General features: G+C 59.1%; 15 protein-coding genes. 4 read left to right on the top strand and 11 right to left on the bottom strand.

The features are described from left to right. Positions 1-625 precede the first annotated feature (625 nt). On the top strand, positions 626-2,923 hold the full coding sequence (locus Enr13x_RS01325; protein ID WP_145384352.1) for a glycosyl hydrolase family 95 catalytic domain-containing protein: 2,298 nt from the start codon (positions 626-628) through the stop codon (positions 2,921-2,923). Here Enr13x_RS01325 and Enr13x_RS01320 read toward each other — a convergent pair. Then, positions 2,920-3,099, bottom strand: coding sequence for a dodecin (locus Enr13x_RS01320; RefSeq protein ID WP_145384351.1), 180 nt, complete (start codon positions 3,097-3,099; stop codon positions 2,920-2,922). The two genes, Enr13x_RS01325 and Enr13x_RS01320, sit on opposite strands and share 4 nt — an antisense overlap. Positions 3,100-3,223: 124 nt before the next feature. On the opposite strand from Enr13x_RS01320, the gene Enr13x_RS01315 reads away from it, so the two are divergent. The 3 genes from Enr13x_RS01315 to Enr13x_RS01305 are packed head-to-tail and all read left to right on the top strand — an operon-like array spanning position 3,224 to position 6,139. Further along, the gene (locus Enr13x_RS01315) at positions 3,224-3,658 is read left to right on the top strand and encodes an SRPBCC family protein (RefSeq protein ID WP_145384350.1); all 435 of its coding nucleotides are present in this window, start codon (positions 3,224-3,226) and stop codon (positions 3,656-3,658) included. A gap of 23 nt (positions 3,659-3,681) precedes the next feature. Continuing rightward, positions 3,682-4,155, top strand: coding sequence for a hypothetical protein (locus Enr13x_RS01310; protein ID WP_145384349.1), 474 nt, complete (start codon positions 3,682-3,684; stop codon positions 4,153-4,155). A gap of 52 nt (positions 4,156-4,207) precedes the next feature. Then, positions 4,208-6,139: a sulfatase-like hydrolase/transferase gene (locus Enr13x_RS01305; RefSeq protein WP_145384348.1), complete on the top strand. Its 1,932-nt coding sequence runs from the start codon at positions 4,208-4,210 to the stop codon at positions 6,137-6,139. 147 nt (positions 6,140-6,286) lie between these two features. Here Enr13x_RS01305 and Enr13x_RS01300 read toward each other — a convergent pair whose 3' ends face one another. The 10 genes from Enr13x_RS01300 to Enr13x_RS01255 all read right to left on the bottom strand — a co-directional run bounded on the left by Enr13x_RS01300 (position 6,287) and on the right by Enr13x_RS01255 (position 19,138). Next, a complete protein-coding gene (locus Enr13x_RS01300) occupies positions 6,287-7,024 on the bottom strand; it encodes an SDR family oxidoreductase (RefSeq protein ID WP_145384347.1) in 738 nt (245 codons plus the stop codon). Further along, positions 7,014-7,517 carry a hypothetical protein gene (locus tag Enr13x_RS01295; protein WP_197455693.1) on the bottom strand — a complete coding sequence of 168 codons (504 nt, stop codon included), beginning with the start codon at positions 7,515-7,517 and terminating at the stop codon, positions 7,014-7,016. The genes Enr13x_RS01300 and Enr13x_RS01295 overlap by 11 nt, the downstream gene beginning before the upstream one ends. Positions 7,518-7,968: 451 nt before the next feature. Next, on the bottom strand, positions 7,969-10,035 hold the full coding sequence (locus tag Enr13x_RS01290; protein ID WP_145384346.1) for a hybrid sensor histidine kinase/response regulator: 2,067 nt from the start codon (positions 10,033-10,035) through the stop codon (positions 7,969-7,971). Further along, positions 10,025-10,588, bottom strand: a complete 564-nt coding sequence (locus Enr13x_RS01285; protein ID WP_145384345.1) for a methanogen output domain 1-containing protein — start codon at positions 10,586-10,588, stop codon at positions 10,025-10,027. The genes Enr13x_RS01290 and Enr13x_RS01285 overlap by 11 nt, the downstream gene beginning before the upstream one ends. Positions 10,589-10,840: 252 nt before the next feature. Beyond that, positions 10,841-11,350 carry a large conductance mechanosensitive channel protein MscL gene (mscL, locus tag Enr13x_RS01280; protein ID WP_145384344.1) on the bottom strand — a complete coding sequence of 170 codons (510 nt, stop codon included), beginning with the start codon at positions 11,348-11,350 and terminating at the stop codon, positions 10,841-10,843. A 5-nt stretch (positions 11,351-11,355) separates the two neighbouring features. After that, entirely contained in the window at positions 11,356-11,844 is a 489-nt protein-coding gene (locus Enr13x_RS01275; protein ID WP_145384343.1) for a Dps family protein, read from the bottom strand. A gap of 519 nt (positions 11,845-12,363) precedes the next feature. Further along, on the bottom strand, positions 12,364-14,940 hold the full coding sequence (locus Enr13x_RS01270; protein WP_145392043.1) for a DUF1588 domain-containing protein: 2,577 nt from the start codon (positions 14,938-14,940) through the stop codon (positions 12,364-12,366). A gap of 270 nt (positions 14,941-15,210) precedes the next feature. After that, positions 15,211-16,548 (bottom strand): DUF1552 domain-containing protein, encoded by a 1,338-nt coding sequence (locus Enr13x_RS01265; protein ID WP_145384342.1) that lies wholly within the window; start codon positions 16,546-16,548, stop codon positions 15,211-15,213. 680 nt (positions 16,549-17,228) lie between these two features. After that, complete coding sequence (locus Enr13x_RS01260; RefSeq protein WP_145384341.1) at positions 17,229-18,485, bottom strand: LamG domain-containing protein; 1,257 nt, start codon at positions 18,483-18,485, stop codon at positions 17,229-17,231. 452 nt (positions 18,486-18,937) lie between these two features. Continuing rightward, a complete protein-coding gene (locus Enr13x_RS01255) occupies positions 18,938-19,138 on the bottom strand; it encodes a hypothetical protein (protein ID WP_145384340.1) in 201 nt (66 codons plus the stop codon). Positions 19,139-19,202 lie beyond the last annotated feature (64 nt).

The following is a 19,202-nucleotide window of genomic DNA, read 5'->3' as shown; positions in this document are numbered from 1 at the left end:
TATGAAACCTCTTACGGAATGCCATCTTCCAAGTAAAACCGATGGGCTGTGAACGGACCACTCGGCTGATGCGATTCCACCTAGGCGGACCTTCAGCAACACGCCTGACCTTACGTCGATCGGAGTTGTCGTCACCGCCTTTGATGAAAAACATACGTACTTTGGTGGGTCTTCAAACACGCAAAATTCACAGCGACGATTTATGGAAAGATGTGCCTCCGAATGGCGCGAGAAGGGTGAACCGCAGGACGACAGGGACATACATTTTTGTCGCCCACTCTGATCAGGACTTTCGCGCAATGGATGCATCACTCTCCCCCCCGGGCATCGGTGCCGACGCAAGCTGCGGCCGGCAGGTCCCCCGTTTCCCCCGGAATCAACAGGCGAATCAACAGCTGAATCAACGTGACCGACGCTCAACCGTTTTGCAGTGTTCGTGCAACGCTCGGAGTTGCTGTTTCACGGTCTAGTCCATACGCTGAGAACGGCGCGTGTGGCAGCGAACGAATCCTCCGATCGATGTCCCATCGCTCCTTCATCCCAAGGGCCAGAAAATCGTAATCCCATGTATCCATTGATCAGACTCACGTGCGTCCTGGTTGGCTTACCCCTGGCGAGCCATCTGTTGGCTCTCAAGACGACGAAGGCCCAATCCGCCCCGATCGCCCCGATTCAAGCAGCGACCGATGCCGTTGACTGGAACGAGACGCTTTCACGTTTCAATCCACGCTGGGACCGAATGCCAAACCGCTGGGATGAAGCCCCCTTTCTTGGCAATGGAGAACAAGGGACGCAAGTTTATCAGACCGGCCCCCGCACCCTGCACTTCGGCGTCGGCTGTTCCGCCGCGCACGACCATCGTCCACCCGCGAGGGACGACCTGAACGAGAAACATGTCGAAGTCCTCAATCGGGGCCGGCACTTCATCGGCCATCTGGAGCTTCATACGTCGGCCCCGCTGATCGCCGGCACCGCCGAACTGGACCTTTGGAATGCCGAGGCGACCGGTACGATCCGATCCGCAGGTGGGCAGCTAACGTGGCGGTGCCTTGTTCATGCGGACGAACCCGTGATCATGATCGACACGCGGGGCAGCGGGGATCTGAAAGACAGTGCGTTCGAATACATCCCGGCGAACGCACAGAGCCCGCGAGCGGTCCGCAGCCGACAACCACGCCAACCGGCAAACCCGGCAACGCTTCGCCGCGGCGACCCCAACGGCGTCCAGACCGCGATTCAGAATCTGGTCTCCGGAGGCCAGACGGCGGTCGCTTGGAAGGTCGTTCGCTCGGACGAAGGCGCGAACACCTCACAGGTGATCTACCTCTCCGTGCAACATTCCTTTCCCGAATCGACGGCCGCCGCATCGGCCGTCCACGCCGTCGAAACGGCATCCGCCCCCCCCGTCGATCGATGGGTCAGTCGGCATCGCGCATGGTGGCACCACTATTACCCGCTTAGTTTCCTGTCCACGGGCGATCCCTACTGGGACGCGTTCTATTGGGTCCAGCAATACAAACTCGGATCCGCCACACGAGACAAAGGATGGATCATCGACAATCAAGGCCCGTGGCTGCAACCGACGGCGTGGAATGCGACCTGGTGGAATCTGAACGCCCAAATCTCGCATGCCGGTCCGTACCAGGCGAACCGGCGGGGACAGGGGAGCGCCCTGAGCCATCGACTGAGCATCAACCGCGAAAACCTGTCACTCAATGTGGACCAAAAGTATCGCAGCGACTCCTACGGCCTGGGGCGTTCCAGTTCCGGATGGGACCTGATTGCCCACAGCGGGCAACCGGGTGGGCGACCGCCCATCGATCCACGCATCGGTCACGAAACCGGCAACCTGCTCTGGGCGCTTCACAACGTCGATCTGGAGTACCGCTACTGGCATGACGAGTCACTGCGAGACGAAGTGCTGTACCCGTTGCTGGTTCGAGCCGTCAATTACTACCGCCATTTTCTGGTCGAGGAAAACGACGGACAATACCACCTTCCTCCGACACACAGCCCCGAATACCGCACCGTCGCCGACTGCACGTATGACCTGGATCTGTTGCACTGGGGATTGAACCGGTTGATCGAGCTGGCCGAAGAGAAACATCAAATTGATGCGCAGTTCGAGGAGCCCCTGCTGCCGAAATGGAAGCAGATCTCGCACAAGCTGACGCCCGTCCCTACCGACGAAACGGGACGAATGATTGGCCGAAACACGGCCTTGACCGGCGGTCATCGCCATTGGTCCCACTTGCTGGCCGTCTATCCGCTGCGGACGTTGACCCCCGAGACATCCGCCGATCGAGATCTGATCGAAACTTCACTCAAGCATTGGCGCAGCTTTGGCCGCAGCTTCGCCGGCTACTCCTCCACCTCCGCCGCTTGCATGGCCGCCATGCTGGGCCATGGCAACGACGCGTTTGAATACCTGAATGGCCTGAAACATTACCTTCGTCCCAACACGATGTATTCCGAAGCCGGCAATCCAGTCATGGAAACGCCACTTCACGGCGCCACTGCGATGCAGGAGATGGTTTTGCAAAGCTGGGGCGGAACGTTGCGAATCTTCCCGGCGGTTCCCGACGCATGGACCGACGTCCAATTTGCCCGGTTTCGAGGCGAGGGCGGATTCCTGGTTTCGGCTCGCCGCTCCGCTGGACAAAACCAGTGGGTCGACGTGTTCGCGGAAAACCAAGGCGCCGTCAACATCGACTGCGGCTTCGACATCGAACGTTTTTCCGCCGATGCCGGGGTCACCGTTCAGATCCACCAAGGCGGCAAGGCGACCGTCCACTTTCCGGCCAACCGTCGCGTGCAGTTTTTCGCCGCCACCATGCCTCAAACGGAACCGGTGATCAACGCGATCCCGGCGCGGGGCCAACTGCACCGCTTCGGTTTAAGCGGGCCGCAACCCGAGCGTTAGGCATCGAGCGTGAAGCCGATCTTGACGGTGACTTGCCAATGATCAACTTTTCCCTCGTTGAGATTGCCGCGGATTTCCACGACTTCAAACCACCGCATCCCATGCACGCTCTGGGACGCGCCAGCGATCGCGTTTTGCACGGGCTCTTCGATCGAATGGGTCGATGTACCAACGATTCAGGGCGTTTGCACGAGCGGGCTAAAGGGAGTGTATCATCTATGCATCCGCGGGAGTCAAACGCACACGAATCGGGACCGGCCAGCCGACCTGCGTTCCTGTTCTATTCTTGGAGTCGAAAGCATGAGTGAATCTTCAACACCGATTGTCGTCGAGCAATCGTTTGACGCTTCCAAACCGGCTGTTTGGAAGGCCATCACCGAGCGGGAACAAATGGTCCAGTGGTTCTTTGACAACATCCCCGAATTCCGGGCGGAACCGGGGTTCGAAACCCAGTTTGACATCGACGCCGGCAGACGCATCTTCCGCCATCTTTGGAAGATCACCGAAGTGATCCCGGAACAGAAGATCGTTTATGACTGGCGATACGAGGGATTTCCGGGGTCAGGCAAAGTGACCTTCGAACTCTTTGAGGAAAACGACGGGTCGAAGCTGCGCGTCACCAATGAAGGCATCGAATCGTTTCCCAAGGACGTGCCGGAATTCACGCGCGAAAGCTGTGAAGACGGGTGGACGTACTTGCTGCAAGACAACTTGAAGCATTATCTGGATGGCTGACACACGCAACGAACGGTGGAACGATGATTCGCAACGTAACGGCCATCGTCGCGGGCCTGATCGCGGGCAGCATTTTCAACATGGCCCTGGTCAGCCTTTCCCACGCCGTGTATCCGCTGCCCGACGGAATTGACCCCAACGACTTCGAAGCGTTTCGGGACCATGTGCAGGCCAACGGGATGCCAACCGGGGCACTGTTGATCGTGCTGGTGGCCCATGCCGGCGGCAGCTTTGTCAGCGGTTTGGTGTGTGGGCTGATCGCCAAACGGACCTGGTACATCGCGGCTGCGGCACTGGGAGTTTTGTGGATGTGCGGGGGCATCACCATGCTGATGATGCTGCCTGCCCCGATGTGGTTCGCCGTCGCCGACACCGTATTGTACGTGCCGGTCGCCCTGCTGGGCGTCAGGCTCGGCGGGACACTGGTCGGCCCCCCCCCGCAACCGCCCACGGATGAAGCTTACGCCACTTTGGCTCTGACCGACAACCTCAATTAGAATCATGCGCGAGTGCACCGTTTCCCCCCACACCACGACATAGGATTCCCCGATGAAACCGGTTCTCCACGCCGCCTTGTTTGCGTCGCTGCTGTTCTGGACGCATGCATGGCTGGCGACGCCTTGTGATGCCGCCGACCAACCCAACTTCATCGTCTTTCTGGCGGACGATCTCGGCTGGGGCGACCTGGGCTGTTACGGACACCCGAAGATCCAGACGCCGAATCTGGACCGGTTTGCGTCCGAAGGGGTTCGGTTGACGCAGGCCTATGCCGCCTGCGGCGTCTGCTCGCCGAGTCGTTCATCGATCCTGACCGGCCGCACCCCTTACCGAAACGGCGTTTGGCGTTGGCTGCCCGTTGGCAATCCGGCTCACCTGCGCGAGAGCGAAATCACGATCCCCGAGACGCTGCGGCCACTTGGATACCAGACCATGCACAGCGGCAAGTGGCATTTGAACGGCTATTTCAATAGCGACGAACAACCGCAACCCGATGATCACGGATACGACTGGTGGTTCGCAACACAAAACAACGCATCACCGTCGCACAAGGACCCGATCAACTTCGTTCGCAACCGCAAGGAGGTCGGCCCGCTGCAAGGATTCTCGGCTCCGTTGGTCGCGGAGGAAGCGTCGGCGTGGTTGAAGCAACAGCGCGACCCGAACCGACCGTTCTTCATCACCGTCTGGACGCACGAACCGCACCTGCCGATCGAAAGCGACCCGAAGTTTCAACAGCTCTACAGTGAGATCGACAACCCCGGCGTACGGCAGCACCACGGCAATGTCACCCAGCTGGACCACGCGTTCGGCAACTTGATGAAGACGGTTGATGCGTTGGGATTGCGAGACGACACGTTTGTCATCTTCACCAGCGACAACGGCCCCGAAGGCTCTGGAAAAGGCAACCTGAGAAAGCCGGAATCACAACAGAACCGCACCTGGGGCTCCACCGGCGGCTTGCGCGGCCGCAAGCGTGACAGCCACGAAGGCGGAATTCGTGTGCCGGGAATCATCCGCTGGCCCGGAAAGATCCAACCGGGAACGGTCAGCGATGTGCCCGTCATCGGTTCGGACATCTTCACGACGGTGCTGCAGATCGCCGGTGCGCCGGTACCGACCGACCGCACCATCGATGGCGTCAACCTGTTGCCGGCTTGCGAGGGCAAAGCCCTGCAGCGCCCCGTGCCGCTGTTTTGGCGCACCCACATCGCGCCTCCGGCCAGCCACGCGGCGATGAGGATCGGCGACTGGAAGATCATTGCCGATCAAAAACTGGAAAAGTTCCAGCTGTATCAAATCGTGAAAGACTGGAAAGAAGAACATGACCTGGCGGACGAGATGCCCGAAAAGCTTGCGGAGATGAAAGCGAAGTTCCTGGAGGTTTGGGAAGGCGTCGAAAACGAAGGCCCGAAACAGTGGTGGATCAATCAAGCGGACGGCGGCAAACGCAAGCGAGGCCCAAAACTGTCCGAGGGCACCGACGCGACCGGAGACTTTGATGTGGTCAAAGGGGCAACGGTTACGGCGAGCGATCTCGGGTACTTGTTGGATACCGGCCAAAGCGAAGGGTTTGCGTTACAAAAGCTGGACGCTCCGATTCAGGAATCAGCCACCTTTCGAATCCAATATCGCTCGGCCACCGACAGCGCGACCCAAAACGCGTGCTTCTGCTTCGGGGCGACGCCGTTGAACGATCGCTTGCACAAAGCCGGCACGATGATCGGAATGGGCCGCCACGGGGCGTTTGACGGCAGTTGGGCCAACGTCGGGATCGGCGCCAGCAAGCGAGGCCGCTTTGCCCCCACCAAGACATTTGACGCCACGGTGACGATCGATCTGGAGCACGGCAAATTGATCTTGAGTGTCGACGACACGCGGATCGAACACCAATTGCCGAGCACTTTGGAAAGCGTCGACTACGTCGGCATCTATGCCAAGAACACCCAAGCGGAATTCTCCAAGATCACGCGGGTGAAGTGATCACCCGGACGCCCACCAAGTGGCGTAAGCTTCCAGCTTGCGAACCGTGGCGTAAGCTTCCAGCTTGCGAACCGTGGCGTAAGCTTCCAGCTTGCGAATCCCCTGCAACCCGAGCAGGCAAGCAAGATGCTTACTCCACGTCGGCTCCTAATTCATCGATCCGCCATCGACGCGGATGATCTGGCCGGTCAGCCAGCGACCGGAATCGCCGGCGAGAAAGGCGACGGCTTCGGCAATGTCATCGGGATGTCCGAGCCGCCCAAACGGAGACATGGCGGCGAATGCTTCGGCCGCCTCCTCGCCGCTTTGTTCAAACATTCCCGGAACGGTCGCGCCTGGTTGCACGGAATTCACCGTGATGCCGCGTTCCCCCAGTTCTTTGGAAAGCGAAACGGCCATCGCGTCAATCGCGGCCTTCGTCGCGGAATAGACCGCGGTGCCCGCCATCGGCCGTGCTGCCAATCCGGACGAAATTAAAATCAGGCGTCCGTTGCGTCTGATCCGCTTGGCAGCTTCAAACGCCGTGAGAAAGGTCCCGCGCAGGTTGACGGCGACCATCGAATCAAATTGATCGATCGACATCTCGACGACGGGGCACTTGGTGATCGTCCCCGCGTTGGCAACCACAACATCGACGCCGTCGAAGGCATCTTCGGCCGCCTCGAACAGTTCGCGAACCCGCTCGGGATCCGTGACATCCGCAGTTGACTTGATCGCGCATCCGCCGCCGGAAACGATTTGCTCGACAACGTCCGATGCCGCCTCCTCGTTGGATCCATAATGAACCACGATTTGGAAACCGTCCGCGGCCAATTTTCGGCAAATCGCACCGCCGATGGCCCCCGAACCGCCCGTGACGATCGCGGTTTTTAAGTCATCTCGCATCCTGTCCCCCCAAGCCTGTTGCCATCGAACTGCCCGTTTCTGACCCGCGGGAGCGAAGTTCTGCCCCGCGGGTGCGAAGTCCGTCAACCGAATAGTCGTCGTAGCGACGGAGGACCCACAGCGTATAGCAAGCGGCCAACATCGGAATCGCCGCAAAGAACAGCAGGTGCGGGTAGGTCCATGGATCGGCGTATTGCTTGAACGAGCTGAACGTTGAGACGCTGTGCAAAAGCAGGATGATAGGATAGGTGATGTTTCGCATCGCACCGAGTGCAAACGCAATCACGAACACCAATTGAATCGCCCCGACGGCACAGGCCAGCGAACTGCTCAGCGAGGGGACCATATAAAACTTCTTGAACACCGCTGCGGCGTGTTCTGGGTTGACGAATTTGTCAATCGTCCACATCAGAAAGACGCTGGTGATGCCCAGCCGCATCAGTAGCAGACAGAGCGCTAGTTGTGGGCGCAGCTTTGAATCGGAGGCAAACACGCGACTCTCCTGGAGGCGATGAAGTGGAACGTTGGAGGCCGAACGACGCGGTTGAGCGACCACGCAAGGCGTCATAGCACACAGATGGCCATCCGCTGCGATCGACCGCCGGCTGAAATCGTTCTGCCCCCATCGTTCTGCCCCATGTGTTTCTTGAGGTTTTAGCGGCAGGGCGCGAGCCCTCCGGTTCTTCATCTTGGCCAAACCATCGGAGGGCTCGCGCCCTACCGCTAAAAAATGCCTCTCAGCGTTGCCCACGGATGACAGGGTGCCAAAACTCCGTGGGTCCGCGCTGCCATCGGTGGGTATTCTTTTTGATGCTTAGTCCGTTCACCTTGTCTAGGACCGTCGGAAGAATAAGTGGCGGAGATTGATTGTGGGATAGGCTTCCAGCCTGTCGTTTTCGCCATGACAGGCTGGAAGCCTATCCCACTTATTCTTCCGACTGTCCCTAGCTGCGGTTGAATCGGGGATGGCTGAGCAGTTGTCGGAGCTGGTCGATACTGGGCGGTTTAACCAAGTGATCATCGAATCCGGCGAGCTTTGACTTTTGGCGATCTTCATGTTGCCCGTATCCGGTCAGCGCGACCAGCAGGAACGAATCGTCCGTCGCCGATTGCCGGATTCGGCGGGCGAGTTCGTATCCGTCCATCCCGGGCAAACCGATGTCCAACAGCACCAGGTTGGGCCGAAACGTGGAAAACGCCTCCAGCGCCGAGGGTCCGTCTTCGGCCGTCGCGACCTCTTCGGCACCGAGCTTCTCAAAGATTTTTTCCAGCATCAATCGGGCGGCGCGATTGTCATCGACCGCGAGCACCCGCAAAGGACAAGAAATGACGTTTGCGGTGGAGCGAACCGCCGCCTCGTCCGGTTCACACGGAGCATGACAGCACGGCAACCGGACCGTGAAGGTGCTTCCGGTCCCCAGCCCGTCACTTGTGACCGACACCGTACCGCCATGCATCTCGACAAGGTTTTTGACCAGGGTCAGCCCGATGCCCAGGCCACCCTGCGATCGCTCCAGAGTTCGGGTTGATTGAGTGAACAGTTCGAACACTTGCGGCAACAGGTCGATTTCAATGCCGACCCCGTTGTCTTGGACGCGGATCAACGCCTGGTCGTCGTCCTGCTTCGTCACCGTGATCGACAGCTTCCCTCCGTGATCGGTGTACTTGCAGGCGTTCTTGAGCAAGTTTTCGATGACCTGGGTCAGGCGAACGGGATCTGCCTCCACCCAAACCGGTTGCTCGGGAAGCCGAATCGTCAGTTGATGGCCGGCTTGATCAATCGTATGACGTAACATGTCACGAGCATGTTCGACCAATTGGGCAACTTGCACGCGTTCGCGTCGCAATTCGACTTTGCCGCGCATGATTCGCGAGACGTCCAACAAGTCATCGACCAACCGAACCAAATGTTCGACCTGGCGCTGCATCATTCGGATGGCGTCTTGATGATCGCTGTCGCTGAGCACGAGCAGGTCCAATCCGGAGCGGACCGGCACGAGAGGATTTCGCAACTCGTGCGAAAGCATGGCGAGAAACTCGTCCTTTCGTCGGTCTGCTTCCCGCAACGCTTCGGTTTGGCGTGCCAGACCGTCTTCGATGGATTGTTTACGGATTCGCAGTGCAACGCCATTGGCAACGGTGGCGAGCAGAGCCGTGACCGATTCACCGATGGGATGGCGGGCAAACATCGCCATCACACCAACGGTCACCCCATCGTCAATCAATGGGTACCCGGCGAAGGCGATCATGCCTTCACGTTTGGCCCATTCCTGGTCGTGAACTTCCGCGTCCCCGATCACTCGGTTGGTCACGTGCGATCGTTGCCGTTGCGCGATCCGTCCGATCTTGTAGTCGCCAAAGCGGATTCGACTGTGTTGCCCATCAACGTGCGTGTAAAGCCCGCTGCTGGCGATCAGTATTAATTCGGTTTGCTCTTCGTCGGCCAGCCAGATCCGGGCAAAGGCAGCGTTCAAACGCGAGACCATCAATTCCGTGCACCGCATTAAAGCCTCATCCAACCGCCGTGACTGGACCAGTGCGATCCCGATATCACGACCGAATTCGGCCACATCGCGTTCCGTTCGCAGTTGCAACTCCGCCGCCCGGCGGCGGGCGATTTCTCGATTGAGTTGATCGAACTTTTCGTTCAACGCCGCAAACTGCCGAGTCGCGATGTGTTGTGGCTCGATGCGAAGCATTAGAAAAATTCGCTCGTCGGCGCCCGTGATTCGTCGCGCGATCACGCGGTGCGACAGGGAAGGATCACCGAGATCAATCGCTCCGATCGTCTCGTCCGACGTCCGCCGCGCCAATCTTAACAGCTCCTTCAAGCGCGGAGCTGATTCACCAGCAACCTCGGCCAGGTCGCGATGTCGCAATTGAGTCTGATCGACCACACCGATGGCCGTCGCAGCCTGCTGATTGCCCGCATGGATGGTGCCGTCCGGCGCGACCAGCAGCAGCGCATCCCTGAACGCGTTGGCGAACTTCTCGAATGATTCAGGTGTCAAGATTCGCACCCTGACCGAGTTCTTCGGAAAAGTATTCACGCCCGTCGGCCGATCTACTTTCCGGCGATTGTTTTAAATAAACCACCACCCGACACCCCTCATCGCCACGCGCGATCGCTTCCTCGATCGAGACTTTCGCATAGCCGAGATTTTCAGCGGTAATCAAACCGAACACGTTGGACGTCATCATGCACAGTGCCGGTCGATCCGCCACGTCGTCGCCAAAGGGACAACGGCGATTTCCGAGCACAATTTTCTCGTCGTCTTGGGAGATGATATAGAAATCACCTTCGATGCGCCGTTTCAAATCCACGAGAACCTCGCCGACCTGCTGAGCATTGAAGCGATCGCCGCCGGCCGCGGTTCGGTACATCTCGTTGATCTGTTCTCCCATCCGCTGGCCGACCACCGCCACAAACCCGGCCGCCTGATCCAAACCGACAACGTCTTGCAGCGTCCCGGATAACTCGCGCAACAGCGTTCGCATAAAACCGCCGCGAGCCAGGTCGACGGGCAATTGATTGATCACCGGGAGTTCAGGCTGATGACGCATATCGGTTCCCTCGTGCGGCCGCGGTTCAAATTGCCCAGAGTTGTCGACCTCAATGCTACCACAACGTGTTCGGCCGAGTGCCTCGACAGTCGCTGATTCTACGTCTGGGGTGACGGTTAGCGGTACGGCGCGAGCCGTCTGTCGGTTTAGTGAGCCGCGACGCGTGAGCGGCCGGGCGTTCTGGCGTAGCCCGAGGCCTTACGGCCTACGGCTCACCGCAGACTCCACAAATCCCATTCGATCGACAGGCCGCTACGATGTGGCGGCTTCGCTGGGCACTTCCAGATGTGACGTGCAGTTTGGACAACGGGTCGCTCGATAGGCGATCGCGGTCCGGCAGAAGTCGCATTTCTTATCGCTCGGCTCGCCTTCAGGCGGTTTTTCGCCAAAGGCTTCGTCGAGTTGCTCGTCGAGTCGATTGATCAGGCGAATGATGACGAACATTGCGACCGCAACGATGCACAGCGCCAAGCAACTATTGAAGAATTCGCCGTAGTTCAACGTCACCGCACCGGCCTCCTGGGCTGCCTGGAGCGTTTGAAATCCGCCCTCCGGCTCCGCAACTCCATCGGGGATGTCCAGCACCCAGAACAAATCGGAGAAATCGGCGTTGCCGGCCAACAGACCGATCGGCGGCATGATGATGTCGTTGACGAGTGACTTGACCACCGTCGTGAAGGCGGCCCCGACGGTGAACCCGATCGCCAGATCCACCATGTTGCCGCGTAAGGCGAACTTCTTGAACTCCTGGATTATACCCATGTCCTTTAGGCCTCTTGCGCCTGCAGCATCCACAGATGCTTTTCCATCGGGCCGGCAATCGCGATCAGCATGTCTTCGCTGATCGGATCCAAGTCGCCGAGTGTTTCGATCGCCGAACGCAGCGAATCGATGGTCGTCTTGGTCGCGTCGGCGACAAGCGTAATCGTCTGCTTCACGTCGACGAATTCGCGCGGGTAATCTGCCAGGTCACTGCTGGCGGCAACGGTGCACGACCGTCCGTCTGCGGCGACGCCCAACGCTGCAATCCGCTCGGCAACCTCGTCGCTGCCGCCACGCACCGTTGCAATGATCTCGTCAAGCTGCAGGTGAATGCTGCGAAAATTTGGACCAAAGACGTTCCAATGCGCTTGCTTCATGAGCAACGCGAGGTCGACCAGATTGATCAAGTTCTGCTGCAGAAGTGACGTCACCTGTTCGTTCGTTTCGCCGTCGAGAATGTCACGTTTGAATTGAGTTTGGATGGCCGTTGCCATTACAGTCTCCGTTGAAGGATGGAGCTTGGAAGAAACACGACGGTCACCTGTTGCCCAAAACCAATCGGGGACCGTTCGATTCAAACAACGCAAACCGTGGGCCAAAGCCGGACACGCTCTTGCAGAAGATGCACAAGAACGTTGAAAGGGTGCAAAGGGTTGGCAAAACCGCGAGATTGACAGCCTGACGGGATCGCATTGACCGCGATTTGACCACGCTGATCGATCAACAACCAGATCAGAGCTCAGCGGAAAAGGGATTCAGCAACCGTTGGTGTTTCGCCTTTAGGCGATCGCTTTTCGGATGTACGACAGCCCTTCCGGGCTGTCGCCCGTGGGGCTCTGCACGACGACCTAGAAAGGACGTCGTACACCCCTCCGCCGACCACCTCTCACCCATTCGGCAGATCATTCAGATTTGTCGCGTTTCGCGCTAGCCCTAAGCTGGACGGTCCGTAAAGCCTGCACACCAACACGCATGTCGTCCGTCTCGGATCTCACACTTTTTCTGCTGAATTCCTATCGGGATTCGGCCAACATCCCGGGTTCGCTGCGTGTGCGATACAGGAAGGCGTCCGACGTCAACAGCGAGGTGATCAGCGCGTTCATGCTGCCGCCGCTCTCCTTGTAGGCTCGATGGGCGTCTTGCAGCACGGGTGCGTCGTGGAGTGTTTCGTTACGGCCCATCCAAAAACGAAAGGCGTGACGCACGAAAACCTGTTCGGTACGTTCGCTCTCGGCGAGTTTTCGGATCATCTCGATCGCATCGGCGACCTTGCCGTCGAGTGCCGGATCTCCCGAATCGATGATCTCGCCGGTGGTGTCGACGGGTTTGTCGAGTTCCAGCGTACGATACACCCCGGCGTGGTTGTACATTTCGAACGGCAACCCGAGCGGATCCATTTTTTCGTGACACGTCCAGCAATACGTTTCCCGCGTGACCCGCATGCGCTGGCGCAGCGTGCTGTGGGGTTCATCGGGCAGCATCGCATCGACGGTGATCGGCACATCGGGAATGCCGCCGCCGAGCAGTCGTTCGCGTATCCATCGGCCGCGCAAGATGGCGTGATTGTCCATCGCGTCGGAATGCGAAACGAGCCAGCTGGGATGGGTCAGGATGCCCAACCGTTGGCCTTCGGGTGCGGTGGCGAGGACTCGTTCGGGTTTCATCGACCCGGTGCCAAAGCTGCGACGACTGACGCGGGCAAAGATCTTCGGCCCGGACAGGTCTGCCGCGGCGATGCCGAGCTTTTCGTTTTCGAGTCGAAACTGTCTGACGGTTGCTGCTCGCGCCTTTTCGGCCGCCGTCACCGCCTTCTTTTTCGCCGCCAGCTCTTTCTGTTTCTTCGCCGTGTCTTCGTCCGGATTCTCTTTCAACCACTGCTCGAGTTCGGCCAATGCCTCTCTCGCCGACTTCAGCGCGGCGTTGTCCTTCTTTTTTGCCTCGGCCTCGGCCCGTTTGGCCTCTGCCACCGCCGCGGCTTGTTCTTCCTTGGTACGTTTTCGGCCGAAATAGACCTCGTCGGTCTTAGTGGCGACCACCTTGTCCGTGGTCAGCAGTTGCTTCAGTACATCTTTGTCTTCTTGCAGGATCAGCTCGACCAGACGATCGGTGCTGGCGGTGGCGTCGAACATGGCGCGGTAGTGTGAGACGCCCCGCGCGCTAACACCGGTAGCGGCGAGCGCTTGGTTGTCCTTGCAAATGTAGCCGCCCAGGTCGTAATCGAAGTAATCGCGAAAGAACCGCAGGATGCGAGGCTTTCGGATCGTGTCGTCGGCGAGCATCCGTTGGACCTCGCGGCGAACATCGTCCCGGGTCCGCATGCGTCCTTCCAGGACCGCCGTCCGCAACGCTTCATCGGGCTTGATGTACCGCAGCGCATGATTGACGGCCAGACCGAGTTCCCAGTCCTGCAGCATGACGCGACCGTGCGGGTCCGGCGAACCGTACTCGACAAGTTCCGGCCGGAACAGCGCGTCACGATCCAGAAAAATCGACGACAGCCCCAGGGCGGCTCCATCTTCTTTGCCGAGCTTCTGGATCGATTCGTTGACCATCTGCAGGTACTGATTCGACTCCCGCTCGGTCGGCGGCCTGTAGGTCAACGCCTCGAACAGAAAGTCGACCGCGCGGCGGACACGTTCGTCTGAGACGCCGTCTTCTTTCATCAGGTCATAGACGGGCGTCAGCGGGCGGACGACCTTGGTGCTGTAGACCAGACTGGTGGGCAAGCCGCGAAGATCCCCCACCATCTTGTCGGCAATCGATGCGGGATCGTCCGTGATCTGATAGGGCTGGGCGATACTCAGCGGACCTTCGGCCATGTACCGAATGATGTCGTCGGCGACGTCCAAGATTTGCGTCGCTTCGGCGCTGTTGACCGTGTAGAAATCGGGATAGTTTTCCAGCCCGTGTTTGCGAGCCGACGACAGAATCGCGGGAACGCTTTTGACCGACGTGGCGTAGGCCACCGTGCCGCCTTGCCACTTGATGATGCGATCGACGCCGAAGTACAGCTTCAGTTCACCGCCGTGGTTGGTCGGCACGACGTCGCCGTGTGTCCGCAGCCCCGGTTTGCCCGGATCGTATTCCGGTTCCGTGTTGATCAGATCATTCAGACGCGTGATGTGCTCTTGCGGCGTCACCCGCCAGATCCGGGCCGGCGATGACGTCGGCACCAAGCGAATCTCCTCGGGCAACGCGGCGAACAACAAGTCGTGATCAATGAAGTTGCCTTTATTCGGGTCACGGTGATCATGGAAACCACCCTTGTCCTGCATGACGCGTGACAACTCGGCGACGATCCAATCGGAGAACTGCAGCCGGTCGACGACTTCAAGCTCCGATGCGTCCGGCGGCGGCATCTCCTGCAACGAGACCTGCGCCCACACGCTTCTCCAGGTGCCGGCGTTGATCTCGTCAACCGGCCCCAGATCGTGCAGCGACAGATCGCCCTCCGGTGCCGTCTCGCCATGACAGTCGATGCAGTGGTCGGCAAGAAACGCCCCGGCAAAGCTCTCAAAGTCCTCCTTCGGAGGTTGCCCCGGCGTGTAAGTCTCGGCGTTTGCCGAAGACGTCTTGCCGAACGGATACATGCCAAAAGAAACGCAGAACACGGCGAGCAGGACGCAGCGATACGCGTCGATCGCCAACGAGTTTGTTTGTCGGACTTGTTGCTGCGGATTGCCAGCCGTCATACGAGAACCTTCGATTGTTTTGTCCAATGGAGTCTCAGGATTGGAGCGAAAGTGGCGTAAGCTTCCCGCTTGCGAGTGCCCAGCCACCGAAGATGGCAAGCAAGATGCTTACCCCACGTTCGAATCGGCACCAAGCACCAGCCCCGTTCAAAACCGATCCGGTGTTGCTTACGCCAACACTTCTTTCAGCGGTCCGTTGCCGGCGTCGAACTTCATGGCCTGTTTCTCGTCCATGTTGAAGCGATCGACGTTCTGGCCGACGGCGCGCAACAGACTCGCGTACAGCGCGTTGATCGGACGTTTGCCATCCAACTGGGTGAAGCAGCCGGACTTGAAGGCGCCGTCAAGGTTGCCCAACAACATCACCGGCCAGTTCGCACCGTTGGTGTGCTGCTTGTCGGCGTTGTTGCTGGTGTACACGATCAACGTGTGGTCCATCATCGTGCCGCTGCCCTCGGGAACACTCTCGAGCGCTTCCATGATCCGGACCAGCATGCGGCTGTTGTACTGGCGGATCTTGATCCAGATCGGGTTGTCCGGCTGGTCCATGTGCCCCAGGTTGTGACCCTGTTGCTCGACGCCCAGTCCTTTCCATGCTCCGAAGATCTCGCCGCGACCCGAACCGATCGTCAGCGTGTTGGTGATGCCAGAGGTCAGCGCCGAAATCCCCAGGTCCAGCAAACGATCGTGCCAGTCGGTTTCGAATTCGGGATTGGTGTAGCGCTCGTCCACCTCGGGTGCGAACTTACGGAGGTGGTCGCTGACCGCGCCGAGTCGATCGCGCAAGCCATTGGCTTCCTGGAAACCTTGGACGTATTGACCGTAACGCTGGCTGTCGGCCGCCGGAAGCGCTCGCCCCTTGGCCGCGGCGAACTGTTCGATTTGCAACATCAAGCTCGTCCGCGCTTCGTGCTGCGTTCGAATGTCACCGGTCGAGATGCCGCCGTACAACATCTGAAACAGATGGTTCGGGTTGGAGTGCATGAAGATCGGTTGACCGGCGCCGCTGGCGGACAGCGTCGCAAGCGTCGGCTTCGTCGTCATGTTCTCGATCGAGTCCATGCCGATGCAGAGGTGCGGCAGCAGCGTCTGCGGCAGCACCTTGCTCAATTCGTAATCGATCGTCGCGGCACTCGGTGGCACACCGTCGCTACCCCGATAGCCGCCCAAGGCGCCGAAGAACGCACTGTGCGAGGGACTGGTGTGCAGACCGTGCAGACCATTGATGATGTGCAACCGATCCTTGTAGGGTTCCAGTGGACTGATCGGTTCGGGCAATTTGGCCTTGCCCAGCGAACCGCTGTTCTTCATCCCGCTCGGAATGCAGGTCTTGGGATCGAAGCCCTGGTTCTGCATGAAGAAGACGATTCGCTTGGGAGTCGAATTGCCGAGGGCGGGAACGCTGGCCGCGGGCGATGCCAACAAACGCTCGGTGAGAATCGAAGGAGCAAAAGCAGCGCCGACGCCAGCTGCGATTCCTTGCAGCATGTTTCTACGGTGGATCATTATGAATCTTTTTGCGAGATCGGAGAATTGCGTGTCGATTGTCCGGCTCAATCGACTGGAACGCAGATTGGGTGATCGCCTAATGCCGCGACACGCCAGCCGATGGAGGGGAAAGCGGCTGGCTGGGGTGAGTTTGGAAATGTGGCAGGCGTCCCGATTATATAACTAGATGCATATCGGAGTCCAATTATTTCACGCTGCAGGAAATTAGGCGTTCTCGCCCGGCCCCTGAGCAGTTTAAGGAGACCGGAAATCCCCTAATTGTCGCCATTCACCTTGCCGCCGCCTACATTTCCCGCGGATTGACGCCGTGGCACTCGACCAGAAGAGGGAGTTGCTAACCGTTCTCGCGAGCCGCCCGGTCGCGGTTCAATAACACTGTCAAAGACCAGAGGGCTCGCGCCCAATGCCACCTACTTTGGTCCGAAAGGTGTTAGCGGAACGGCGCGAGCGGGCTGTCGTTTTAGTCGGGATCTGCTGAGTCAATGGTGAGCCGCTGGCCGTAAGGCCTCGGGCAGCGTCGCAGTGCCCGGCCGCTGACGCGTCGCGGCTCACAAAAACGACAGCCCGCGAGCCGCCCGGTCGCGTTCCAAAAACACCGTGAAAGACCAGAGGGCTCGCGCCCTGCCGCTAACAAGAAACACCCCGCTTGGCCAGGGTTGCACCAAGCGTGACACGCCCTACTGCTGGGATAGATTCGTCAGCGTCGCCAACTCCTCGGCACTCAATGCCCGATCAAACACCGCGACGCCACCGATCCACCCGGTAAAACCGACGCTGCGCGAGCTGTGAATGACGCGGCCGATGGTGAAGGGGCCGCCACTGCCGTCGTCGCTGGGCGTGTAGATGCCGTGCGGGTACCACCACGGATTGAGCCTCAGCGCGACCAGATCCCGTGCGGTTTCGGTGAAGCTTCCGTCGGCATTGGCCTTGAGTGTGACGTTGACTTTGGTGAACCGGTACTCGCGCTGTTCCGTCCGCTGGTCCGCCGTCTCGGAGAGGACTTTGACGGAAAGGGGATGGTCCTCGGGCGGATTGTAGAACTGGTCTTTTGGAAAACTCGGGTCTTCGCCGGGCTGCTTGCCGGGCGTGCGGTGCCAGTGGCCTTGCATGTAGGCGTTGTAAGCGGATTGGAGCAGCCCACCGCGACGGGGGTTTTCCAGCCAGCGATCGCCCGATTGTCCATCCAGCCAACCGGTCAGTTCATCGCGCCGGTGATCGAACGTCATGGCGAAGCAATGCCACGAGCGATCCAAGACATCGAGCGACGAATCGGCGGGAACCTCGGGTGACTGACCAAGTGAATTGCATTTGTGCAGCGCGTACTTGTTCAAAAACGAACTGGCTCCATTTTCAGAAACGTGACCACAGGCGCTGCCGGCTTTGTTCAGTCCGGCAAACAGCGCATATTGCCGCTGTCCACGTTCCACCTTGCGAATGCCGGCCGTCTCTTTCTGGTGCAGGTCGGTGCCTTCGTGCCAGATTCCCGCCAGGGCATGATTCCCGCTCTCGCGAATCGCCCACACGACCACGGAAACCGATCGGTCGTCGCCCTTGATATCCAGTGGTGTGTCGTGCAGTCGCGAACGGGGCACAAACAAGAACGGTCTGAAATTCGGATCGGTCTCTTTGCGAATTCGAATCGCCTGTCCAAACGGCCCCCGTCCGAGCAACGGAAAATCGGCATACGACGCCGCGCGTCCCTGTCCCCAGTAATCCTTCACGTAATTCGCCACGTCGAGCGGATACTCGGTCGACGAACCGCTGGGAACGTGCGCCAGAAAGCGATGCCCGCCGTCCGGTTCTCGTTTGACAAAATCCCAGAACGCGACCAACCCCGGTGTACTGACTACTGTTTGTCGCTTGGAATCAAGATCCTCGGCATGGATCGCGGCGGGAACGAGCAGGAACAAAAAGACCGTGAGGAAACTCTTCATGAAGGTCAGACGATTCGAGGAAGGAGAAACAGTGAGGCGACGGCTTCGAATCCGCCGGCAGAGCGACGTTCGCACAGTGTACCTTCGGCGACCGGGCATTGTGGCCAGATCACTCGAACCACTCGATTGGGACCGACTCGAACATACCCCTTGGGCAAAAAGTCAACGACCGACAGGCCAGCCACAGCCGTCCCATCCTCGCCAGCAGAAACCGGACACGTTGACACGGCCAGCAAGACGGCCAGCAAAACCACACGGGCATTCATTCGGAGCAGCATCAGGGGGAATTCCGTCGGGGAGGATCGATGGCGTCAACGGTCGGCGTAAATTTATACCCCAATGCATGTCACCCATGGTCCGCGACATGGTTGGCGATCAAACCGCAGCGGTGAAACGGGCGAGGAGAGTCGATCTGCAACCGCCGGGCGTTCTTCCCGTCCGTTGATCGTTGCTTAACCCCGTTCATTTGCTGCGCACCGATCTTCAACGGCAATGACGACCGTTGCGATCAAGGCGTGCACCAGAATCACCAATCCGGCTCCCCAAACTGCCGAGTTCTGAATCAAGAAACCGAGCAATGCAGCCGCCAGGCCAATCGCCAAGGCAATCTTTTGAAACAATCGATACCAACCCGGGCCGGGAGTGTCATTCATGGCTGAACCTTCTGAGTCCTTGAAAGTGAACGATCGGTGGTGAAACGTGGTTAAAAAAACATGT

Source organism: Stieleria neptunia (genome assembly GCF_007754155.1).
GTDB lineage: Bacteria > Planctomycetota > Planctomycetia > Pirellulales > Pirellulaceae > Stieleria > Stieleria neptunia.
The sequence above is the reverse complement of the archived record's forward strand: the minus strand, read 5'-3'. Positions and strand labels throughout refer to the sequence as shown.

What these genes read in the sequence shown, in the direction of transcription:
- Enr13x_RS01315 (WP_145384350.1), top strand. Translation starts at nt 3,224, where the DNA reads ATGAGTGAATCTTCAACACCGATTGTCGTCGAGCAATCGTTTGACGCT.
- Enr13x_RS01310 (WP_145384349.1), top strand. Translation starts at nt 3,682, where the DNA reads ATGATTCGCAACGTAACGGCCATCGTCGCGGGCCTGATCGCGGGCAGC.
- Enr13x_RS01305 (WP_145384348.1), top strand. Translation starts at nt 4,208, where the DNA reads ATGAAACCGGTTCTCCACGCCGCCTTGTTTGCGTCGCTGCTGTTCTGG.
- Enr13x_RS01300 (WP_145384347.1), bottom strand. Translation starts at nt 7,024, where the DNA reads ATGCGAGATGACTTAAAAACCGCGATCGTCACGGGCGGTTCGGGGGCC.
- Enr13x_RS01285 (WP_145384345.1), bottom strand. Translation starts at nt 10,588, where the DNA reads ATGCGTCATCAGCCTGAACTCCCGGTGATCAATCAATTGCCCGTCGAC.
- mscL (WP_145384344.1), bottom strand. Translation starts at nt 11,350, where the DNA reads ATGGGTATAATCCAGGAGTTCAAGAAGTTCGCCTTACGCGGCAACATG.
- Enr13x_RS01275 (WP_145384343.1), bottom strand. Translation starts at nt 11,844, where the DNA reads ATGGCAACGGCCATCCAAACTCAATTCAAACGTGACATTCTCGACGGC.
- Enr13x_RS01270 (WP_145392043.1), bottom strand. Translation starts at nt 14,940, where the DNA reads ATGTATCCGTTCGGCAAGACGTCTTCGGCAAACGCCGAGACTTACACG.
- Enr13x_RS01265 (WP_145384342.1), bottom strand. Translation starts at nt 16,548, where the DNA reads ATGATCCACCGTAGAAACATGCTGCAAGGAATCGCAGCTGGCGTCGGC.
- Enr13x_RS01260 (WP_145384341.1), bottom strand. Translation starts at nt 18,485, where the DNA reads ATGAAGAGTTTCCTCACGGTCTTTTTGTTCCTGCTCGTTCCCGCCGCG.
- Enr13x_RS01255 (WP_145384340.1), bottom strand. Translation starts at nt 19,138, where the DNA reads ATGAATGACACTCCCGGCCCGGGTTGGTATCGATTGTTTCAAAAGATT.